This window comes from Longimicrobium sp., from assembly GCA_036389135.1.
Taxonomy (GTDB): Bacteria; Gemmatimonadota; Gemmatimonadetes; order Longimicrobiales; family Longimicrobiaceae; genus Longimicrobium.
On the sequence record DASVQP010000080.1, the window covers coordinates 1 to 2,991 of the forward strand.

Sequence of the window (2,991 nt, forward strand, 5' to 3'; positions counted from 1 at the left end):
AACGGGTTAACCCACCTGAGGCCGCTCCAGGCGCGTTGTACATGCGCCCGGGGCGGCTTTGTTGCATCTCCATCTAACACAAGCAGTTACGCGCGCGTGTCAGCAGGCGCTGTCGAACCCCTACACAGAGACACAGAGGAAACGGCAAGAAAGAAGAAGGGTTTTGCGACGTTCCTCCGTTTCCTTTCCGTACCTCTCTGCGTCTCTGTGTGAAACCGCTGTTGGGCTACTGCCGCCGCGCCGCCGATGCGTCGCGCGTGGGCCGGAACTCGGAGGTGGTGCGGTAGTTGGGCCAGTCGCGCGAGTTGGCGAGCTGCATCCCCAGCCGGTGCAGCACCAGCGCGTCCTGCGCGATTCCCTGGAAGTTCCAGGTCGCCGCATCGAACTCGTCGGCCGGCTGGTGGTAGCGGTCGCGGGTGTACGCCTGGGCCGCAGCCTCGCCCGCGGCGCTGCCGCCGGCCACCAGGTCCTCGCCGCTGTCCACGTACAGCATGGGAACGCCGCGCTTGGCCATGGGAAAGTGGTCGGAGCGGTAGAAGTACCCCGCCTCCGGGCTTCGGTCGCGCGCCACCACCCGCCCGTTCGCGGCCAGCACGCGCTCCAGCCGGTCCTCCAGCTCGCTCTGCCCGTAGCCGATCACCAGCACGTCGCGCGCGGGTCCCGTGGGCGAGAGCGCGTCGATGTTGAAGCCGGCGACGGTGGTCTCCAGCGGATACACCGGGTTGGCGGCGTAGTACTCGGAGCCGAGCAGCCCCTTCTCCTCCACCGTCCACGCCGCGAACACCACCGACCGTTCCGGCCGCGGCCCCGCGGCGAAGGCGCGCGCCACCTCGATCACCGCCGCGATCCCCGTGGCATTGTCCACCGCGCCGTTGTAGATGCTGTCGCCGCGCGCATCGGGCCGCCCCACGCCCAGGTGGTCCCAGTGGCCGCCGTACAGGATCGTCTCGTTGGGGCGCGTGCTCCCCGGAATGCGCCCCAGCACGTTGCGCGAGCGGATGTTGGCCCGCCGCACGCCGTAGCCGGCGGAGAAGGTGGCGCCCGTCAGCGTCACCGGCCGGAACTCGCGCGTCTGCGCGCGGCGCTTGAGCGCCTCGAAGTCCTGGCCCGCCGCGCGCATCAGCTCCACCGCCACGTCGCGCTGGATCCACGCCTCCAGCGCCGGGTGCACCGCCGACGGATCGGGGCGCACGATGTCGAACATCGTGTTGGTGTTGGAGTTCTTGACCGTCGCCCACCCGTACGACGCCGGCGCCGTCTCGTGCACGATCAGCAGCCCGGCGAGCCCCTGCCGCGCGGCCTCCTCGTACTTGTAGGTCCAGCGGCCGTAGTACGTCATCGCCTTGCCGCCGAAGTCGCCCTGCCCGGTCTCGAAGTCCGGGTCGTTGATCAGGACGATCCCCACCTTGCCGCGCAGGTTCTCGCCCTTGAAGTCGTCCCAGTTCCGCTCCTTCGCCTGCACCCCGTAGCCCAGGAACACGAGCGGCGCGCCGCGGATGTCGACGCGGTCCTGGTTGAGCATGGTGGAGCGCACGGCGATCTGCTCCCCCTGCGTCAGGTTCTGCCGCCGCCCGCCCACCGTGAGGCTCAGCTCCGGCGTGCCCACGATGTCGGACATCAGGAGCGGCACCTCCTGGTACCAGCTCCCGTTGGGGCCGCCGGGCTGCAGGCCGGCCGCCTGGAACTGCTGGGCGATGTACGCCACCGTCTTTTCCTCGCCGGGCGTGGCCGGCCCGCGCCCCAGGAACTCGTCCGAGGCCAGCGTACGCACGTGCGCCGCCAGCCGCGCGGGATCGATCGCCACCGAGGCGGCGGTGGTGTGCGCGGCACCGGTCTGCGCGGCCGGCGCGGTTCCCGGCCCGCCCTCCGGCGCCGCAGTGGCGCAGGCGGCGAGCGCCAGCAGGGGAACGGTGGACCTGAAGAGCTTCATTGCGGATTTCTCCTATGATTAGTGCAGCCGACAGAAACGGAAGTCCAGAGAAGGAAGATCACTGTACCGCGTCCGGACGGCTAGCCTCAGGGGGATCCATGTTCAATATACCGGAGCCTGGAAGCGCCACCGGAGCCGTAGCCAGCTTCTGAGTACCATGCTTCGCGGAGAGGCTCGATCGCCGTTCACGCGGGAAACGCATGAAGTCTGGATCGAGGAACTCTAGTAACGCGATCAACGATCCTTGCAGATCTAGAAGGCGCGGATGCCGCGTACTTGCTGCGGTGGCAAGCTCAATGATGTCTGCCTCAACTGAGTCCAGGTAAGGGATCCGGCCGGGTTGCTTTTCGATTGTGTCGACGAAATCTGCGTAGCCCATACACTCTAACCCATATGGCGCCTCCCGAATCATTCGCTCCCCAATCGCCCGCTGTTCACCGGCGAAGATCCCGAACTTCCGCCCATATTCATCCGAGGTACAGAGGTTTGTTATCGTATCCTGGAGTTCAGAAAGCCGTCGCGTCCGCTGCTGCTCGCCCAAGTTCACGAACTGAACCTGCCGACGGATGATCTCGTTCCATGCAAAATATTGAGCGAAAAGGAACTGCGTATTACGCACCACATAGCTGCGCTCGGACACTGTGCCCTGAACGTAGTAGCGTCTGAGGAAGTTCTGAACAGAGATGTTGTAGAGGCGGCTTTGGAGATCGTACGCTGCACGTATTAAGGGTTCCTGGAACCGCTCCATCGCGCGTGCCACCTCATGTTGCTTGTCTGTCTCCGATTTCTTTATCTCGTGCGTTGCCATGAATTTCGTCACACGCATCTGACTCCAGATCGTGAGGAGCGCGGATCCCACGGCAGCGGTAGCAGCCCACAACGCAACAATCACCTCTGTAGTCATGTTCCCGTGTAGGTAGTTAGTGTCCATCCGGAAACTCGGAAGCGAGGCGGGGGCAAAGAGATGACGGCGCACCCGGGTGTGTTGGATCTCGCGCGGAAGGCGTAGGTTTGGGTTGCGAAGCTCAAACCACCTTACGCGGAGCACACTCGAATGCGCC

The 2,991-nt window shown here is 65.4% G+C and carries 2 protein-coding genes; both read right to left on the minus strand.

Annotation, left to right across the window (positions count from 1 at the left end; translation table 11 throughout):
• Window positions 1-226: 226 nt before the first annotated feature.
• The gene (locus tag VF584_19000; protein ID HEX8212271.1) at window positions 227-1,930 is read right to left on the minus strand and encodes a M28 family metallopeptidase; all 1,704 of its coding nucleotides are present in this window, start codon (window positions 1,928-1,930) and stop codon (window positions 227-229) included.
• A gap of 58 nt (window positions 1,931-1,988) precedes the next feature.
• The gene (locus tag VF584_19005) at window positions 1,989-2,861 is read right to left on the minus strand and encodes a hypothetical protein (protein ID HEX8212272.1); all 873 of its coding nucleotides are present in this window, start codon (window positions 2,859-2,861) and stop codon (window positions 1,989-1,991) included.
• Between the last annotated feature and the right edge of the window lie 130 nt (window positions 2,862-2,991).